Below are 6,354 nucleotides of genomic sequence, written 5' to 3'. Positions count from 1 at the left end.
GTTAATGATCCAGAAGCAAGGAAACAAGATTGCTGCTCAGCAGTTCCAGCTTCTAGAAGAATCGCTCCAGCCCCATCTCCGAACAAGATGCAAGTGCTGCGATCCGTGTAATCAACCGTGCGTGTCAGTACTTCGGTTCCAATTACTAATACTTTGCGATGCATACCAGCATCAATGAGTCCTATTGCCAATTGCATGGCACTAACAAATCCTGCACATGCATTCGATATATCAAGCGCCATTGCTTGAGGGATGCCAAGTCTTCCTTGAATGATGCCAGCCGTGCTTGGGAAGAAGGCATCTGGTGTTGATGTTGCTACAAGTACTGCATCGACCGTTTGCAGATCAACATGATACGTGTCTGCCAGATTCTTAGCAGCTTCGAACGCAAGATCGCTGGCATATGTTCCTTCATTTACAATCCGTCGTTCAATCATGCCCGTTCGTTGAACAATCCATTCATGGTTCGTATCAACCATGTGCGACAGATCCTCATTTGTTAAGCGGCGCTCAGGCACGTAGGTGCCGAATGCTGTAATTTGCGCTTTGGTGCGAAGTTTCACCGTTTGCATGCTTATCCTCCTTCTTTATGTTCGGACTGAAATGGGGCGTACGGTCCAAGTAAATCGAGATGAATGAACGCCTAAACAAGAATTAGTGTATATAAATTAAATTAGTACCTGGTACTATAATCTAATACTAATATGATAATACGTCCGGTAAAAATTGTCAATCCATGTCTTTGTAATTTGCACGATTGGGGAATTCGTCATTCTCTTTAGGACAAGCTGATAACAAGATGCAAGGAGTGGAAGTATCGGAAAAACCTATCGGCATAACATCAGGCGGTCAGCGCATGCTAACATTGTTGGCACCTCAATTATGAACTGAACAAGGAGGAACATTGATGCGAGCAAAAGCAGTTCTGCTAACGTTGACGGCAGCATTAGTGATGACAATGGGGCTTACAGGTTGTGGGAATCGGGACAATATGTCCACGAAGAGTGTGCGTCAGCATAATATGAATTACGGCAAGGATGGTGTGCGACCTCTCGGAACGGATAATCGTTTTAATGCGAACCGCTACAATACGAACTTCTCAGGTGATGGACTACGTTCCTATAACATGAATGAGTTCGGCCAGGATGGTTACACACGTGGTTACGGTTATGATGGGGGTTATCGCACCAATAATTTCAACAATGGTACGTATGGCCAGTATGGTACGTATGGTTACAATGGTAACAATGGTACGTATGGTAACAATGCCTTTAACGGAGGGCGCTACGGCACTCATTCCGTGAACAAGCTGGAAATGAACCAAAAACTGGCCAAAAAAATCGCTTCCATTAAGGGTGTGAAGTCGGCACATGTCATGATGACGAACAACAACAATGCTTATGTTGCTGTTGTGACTGATCATTCATCTAAAGGAGTTCACAGCAAGAGCGTTAAGCCGGGACAAGGACCACGGCCATACTCTGCTGGCAGCCTCGGTTCTTATGACGGTACATCTAATGTGAATGATAACATATCTGGTGACTTGAAGGCACATATTGCCAACGCGGTGAAGAAGGAAGATCCGAGCTGCAATAATGTGTATGTATCCGCAAATCCAGACTTCGTCAACCGCATGAATGAGTACAGCAAGCAAGTAGGCGCAGGCCATCCGATTGCAGGATTTACTAATGAATTCTCTGAGATGGTGTACCGTTTGTTCCCAACCAATGTAACGAATCAATCGTACAATCATCCAACTCGCTTGCACAATATGGCTCCAGGAACAGGAACTCGTTAATTTCACGCTTAGAACGGACTTCATTCCTCACTCTGTTGAGGGCGGAGTCTGTTTACATACTAGGATAAGGGTAGCATTTGACGAACATAAGGAATTATACTGTTTTAGCCAAACCAACACGTAAGTTAGCCCATTTTTGCGCATCACCGCACCAAGTGTAATGACCCTTCATAGTATAAATTTGACTGTATCCCTAAACCTTGTTAAATTACAAAAACTCGGGCAAGGAGGGGTGACACTTGAAGGGTAGCGATCACAAAAATAAGTTTCTACTGACTAATCGTGAGCGCGAAGTTTTTGAATTATTAGTTCAGGACAAAACGACCCGTGATATTGCACAACAATTGTTCATTAGTGAGAAAACCGTTCGAAATCATATTTCGAATGTGATGCAGAAATTGAATGTAAAAGGTCGTTCGCAAGCGGTAGTCGAGCTAATCAAGCTTGGGGAGTTAAAAATCTAACAATAAGCTAAGCCCATCGCCCTGACAATTCAGCCTTCTGGAACATATTGGTTGATGTGGGAAGGAAGGTCTTTGATGAGTAGGTCCGGATGACAGACTCGGATAGATTCGAGCGTATACCCATGCTGCATAGAACGAGCATCGTGGCAAGTACGCTTTATTTTTTGTTCCGATGGTCATGCCCTGCAATCAACAAATGGCTTCCCGAATACGATGTAGGTATCGATTCGGAAAGCCATTCTTTTTTATGCGGATATGGTTGTAAACAAGGTATGATGACAACAGCTGTTTTACATATGTGTGCTGCCTTTTACCCATACGCGTTCAATGTTCAGATCAGCATCTGTCCATACCAAGTCAGCTTGCTTGCCAACTTCGATGCTGCCTGTATAGCCGTCGATTCCGATTTGCTTCGCAGGATTCAAGCTTGCAAGACGTGATACTTCATGCAGCGGAAGTCCTGTAAATTGAATCATATTCTTCACAGCCTGAATCATCGTAAGCGTACTGCCTGCGAGCGAACCGCCGTCAGTCAATCGGCATACGCCTTCCTTCATCGTTACAGCGAGACCGCCAAGATCATACTGTCCATCAGGCATACCAGCTGCGGACATCGCGTCTGTAATCATTACAAGCTTGCCGGCAGCCTTCGTACGGCTAAGCATCTTGATGCAAGCCGGATGTACGTGAATTCCGTCGGAGATAATCTCAGCTGTGATGCGGTCATCGGTAAGCACAGCTCCGGCAACACCTGGATCACGATGGTGGATAGGAGTCATTGCGTTGAACGTGTGAACCGCTTGGTTCAGACCAGCATTGGCTGCGGCCGTCACTTGATCGTACGTGGCTGCCGTATGTGCTGCAGCAGCATTTACGTCGTGAGCGCGAAGCCAACGGATGGCTTCCGTAGCGTTGTCACGCTCAGGCGCTAAACTCACTTGCTTCATCAGGCCAGGGAAACGTGCATGCCAATCCTCGAACCAATCGATTTGAGGATCGATCATGTAGATATCGTTCTGTGCACCCTTGTACTTCGGATTCACGAACGGACCTTCCAAGTGAACGCCTGCCAATTGAGTATACTTCATGCCTTGCTTGATGTAGGCATCAACCGCTACCATAACACGATCCAGTGCTTCATGAGATTGTGTCATCGAAGTAGCGAGCATAGCAGTCGTACCGTGCTCCATATGGAACTTCGTAATTTTGTCGTAAGATTCGGCATTTGCATCCATGAAGTCTGCGCCGAAGCCGCCGTGAATGTGCAAATCGACAAAGCCTGGAAGCACCCAGCCGCCCTTAGCGTCTACTGCTTCCTTGCCCCAAGCATCCTGCTCAGGCTGTGCCAATTCTGACCACTTGCCAATAAAGGAAATGAGGCCATCTTCTACCCGAACGACTCCATCATACAATACGCCGTTCGGTGTTACGACATTTGCATTGGTTAGGGTAAACGTTGAATTAGCCATTGAAATGTTGTGCCGCCTCCTTGTCAAGCAGAACTACTACATTCGGATGAGTTTGCAACAATGATGCCGGTACTTCTGTTGTAACCGGGCCAGTCAAAGCGCGATGTACAATGTCAGCCTTGTCCGCACCGCGAACAACGAGCATTATCATTTTAGCCTTCAAGATCGAGCCAACGCCCATTGTTACCGCTTGTGTAGGCACTTCATCAATGGAATCGAAGAAGCGCTTGTTCGCTTGGCGAGTCTCTTCTTTCAATTGGACAAGGTGTGTGCCTGCATGCAGATTTTGGTCTGGTTCGTTGAAGCCAATGTGACCATTGTGGCCAAGGCCAAGCAGCTGCAGGTCGATGGATGCATCAGAGAGCATCTCATCATATTGCTTGCACTCTTGTTCCAAGTCGGCTGCATTGCCGTTTGGTACACGAGTGTTGTCTTTATTGATATTAATATGATCGAACAATTGCTTGTTCATGAACGACATGTACGATTCTGGATGGCCTTCAGGCAGACCAACGTATTCGTCCAGGTTGAAGGAACGCACATTTTTGAAGCTTACATACTTTTTCTCATTCAGGCGAATCAGCTCTTGGTAGATGCCGATTGGCGTACTGCCAGTTGCCAAGCCGAGTACGGCATTAGGCTTTGTCTGGATGAGGCTTGCAAAGATGCCTGCAGCGATTTGGTTTAATTCCTCGTTTGTTTGGAACGTTAAGATGTTCATGAACTGAGTTACCTCCCTTTATCTTTACGGTACTTGCGTACCATGCGATACGACTGTTCTAGCTTCGGAATATGATCATCGAACTGTTCCGTGACCATTCCAGCGAACAAAATATCAATTATATGGAGCTGTGCGATACGGGAAGCCATGTCACCGCGACGCATGCCTTCTTCCAGGGAAGAAGCAGATAAATGAATGTCTGCAAGGCTAGCAAGACGGTTAGGGCCAACCTTCGTTAGTGAGATAGTGGTCGCGCCGCGTTCCTTGGCGCATTGCAGTGCATCGATCGTCTCTGGTGTCTCTCCGGAATAGGAGATGGCGAACGCCACATCAAGCTCATTCAGGTTAGCGGCAGAAGTAATCTGCATATGCGGATCGGAGAAGCAGGTCGCGCGTTTACCAACACGAATCAGCTTCTGATAGAAATCCAGCGCTACAATACCAGATGTCGCCATTCCGTACAGATCAATCTGTCTTGCCTGTTGAAAAGCGTGCATTGCCCGCTCTAGCGTTACCATGTCTAAGAGCCGCGTCGTGTCGGATATCGAGCGGATATGATTGGACTCGATGGCCGTAATAATATCGCGCAGCGGATTACCTGCGATAATGTCCTGATAGGATAGTGGTGTAGACTGCTGCGCCAGGTCGGCAGCCAGCTTCGTCTTGAAGTCCGGGAATCCACGGAAATGAAGGGTTTTGCAAAATCTAGTGACGGTTGCAGGTGAAGTTCCGGATTGTTCAGCCAGCTCTGTGATGCCCATCGTCACTACATTGCCCGGAAATTGCAAAATATAGTCCGCCACTTTGCGCTCCTGCGGGTGAAAATCCTGAACCTGCTGCCGGATCGCGTGCAGAATGCTAGACAAAAATATCATCCTCTTACATGAAAAGTGGTGAAAATAATTTTAATCATATATCTAATCTTGATGAAAATTATTTCAATATCATCATAGTCAATCCACAGCAGAAACACAAGCTGATTATGCAAAATACCACAATTTCCTCACAAATCATTTCACGGCCGTCAATTGTTTGAATCTGCATGGTTATCCAGCTGCCGCTGCTCCCGAAAATCACGTGGCGCTATGCCAAGGCGAGTTTTGAATGTCCGATGGAAATAGGAATAACTTTGAAATCCACACATTTCTGCAATTTGCTCCAGCGGCATATACCCGTGCAAAATCCGTTCGCAAGCCATCGTCAATCGAAGTTGGATGGCATAGTCCATAACGGATTGATGGAACGTTTCCTTGAAAATATGTGATGCTCTGGACACACTTAGCTGCACGCGGGTTGCAACATCCTGCAGCGTAAAGGGATCCGTAACATTCATTTCAATATAATGCTTCATTTGATGGGCGATCTGCTCACTGCGATTGCGATTCAAATAAGAGGGATGTGCGCGTTCATTTAAAGTTCGCTCTAACATGCGGAAGTAAGCAAAGCTCAGGTGTTTGACAATATCGTTCATGTTGTGGCTTCCATAGAGCCGCTGCTCCTGCATAATCTCCCGCCATATCGACAGAAGACGATCGTCGATTCCGATGTCTACCTTGCCGTGAGTGGTGATCTGATTCCACCACGCTTGCACCCATGGACCATTTAATATGAAGTAGTAGTCGAGGCTGTGCACTTTTTTGTGAGGGATGCCTGATTCGGGGTGGCGGTACCCTATTTTCAAATCATAATGAGAGCCCGGTGACAGCATGAGCATATCGCCAGGTGTAATTTCCGTATATTGATCATCAATCCAGACATGAGCATTGCCTTCCAACTGTATGCGAATGAGGTAATGCTCCAGCTTGGGGATGACGAGAGTGAATGGCTTCGTGTGTCTCGCATGTCCGGAGTACATAATCGTAAATTCTTCTTGATTGATAGCAGATTGAGACATATTCTCCT

Annotated in this window: 6 protein-coding genes and 1 pseudogene; 2 read left to right on the top strand and 5 right to left on the bottom strand. The window is 46.5% G+C overall.

Annotation, left to right across the window (positions count from 1 at the left end):
- Positions 1-572: pseudogene (locus AZ66_RS25450) on the bottom strand (ketoacyl-ACP synthase III); the annotation flags it as partial.
- Positions 573-907: 335 nt separating this feature from the next.
- Between AZ66_RS25450 and AZ66_RS25445 the strand changes: the two are divergent.
- Together AZ66_RS25445 and AZ66_RS25440 are read left to right on the top strand one after the other, a co-directional pair.
- Positions 908-1,798, top strand: coding sequence for a YhcN/YlaJ family sporulation lipoprotein (locus AZ66_RS25445; protein ID WP_044357431.1), 891 nt, complete (start codon positions 908-910; stop codon positions 1,796-1,798).
- Between the two features lie 239 nt (positions 1,799-2,037).
- Positions 2,038-2,262 (top strand): helix-turn-helix domain-containing protein, encoded by a 225-nt coding sequence (locus tag AZ66_RS25440; RefSeq protein WP_005547175.1) that lies wholly within the window; start codon positions 2,038-2,040, stop codon positions 2,260-2,262.
- A 290-nt stretch (positions 2,263-2,552) separates the two neighbouring features.
- On the opposite strand, the gene nagA is transcribed toward AZ66_RS25440, so the two are convergent.
- The 4 genes from nagA to AZ66_RS25420 all read right to left on the bottom strand — a co-directional run.
- Positions 2,553-3,731, bottom strand: a complete 1,179-nt coding sequence (nagA, locus tag AZ66_RS25435) for an N-acetylglucosamine-6-phosphate deacetylase (protein WP_021259095.1) — start codon at positions 3,729-3,731, stop codon at positions 2,553-2,555.
- A complete protein-coding gene (nagB, locus tag AZ66_RS25430; protein WP_021259094.1) occupies positions 3,724-4,452 on the bottom strand; it encodes a glucosamine-6-phosphate deaminase in 729 nt (242 codons plus the stop codon). Before nagB ends, nagA begins: the two co-directional genes overlap by 8 nt.
- Positions 4,453-4,460: 8 nt before the next feature.
- On the bottom strand, positions 4,461-5,318 hold the full coding sequence (locus tag AZ66_RS25425; protein WP_044357430.1) for a MurR/RpiR family transcriptional regulator: 858 nt from the start codon (positions 5,316-5,318) through the stop codon (positions 4,461-4,463).
- Between the two features lie 158 nt (positions 5,319-5,476).
- Positions 5,477-6,354: helix-turn-helix domain-containing protein (locus AZ66_RS25420; RefSeq protein ID WP_331436940.1), on the bottom strand; the 878-nt coding region annotated here is incomplete at its 5' end.

The organism is Paenibacillus sp. E194 (assembly GCF_000935845.1).
Lineage (GTDB): Bacteria > Bacillota > Bacilli > Paenibacillales > Paenibacillaceae > Paenibacillus_B > Paenibacillus_B alvei_B.
Note: the sequence above shows the minus strand (reverse complement) of the source record. Positions and strands in the feature narration are given on the sequence as shown.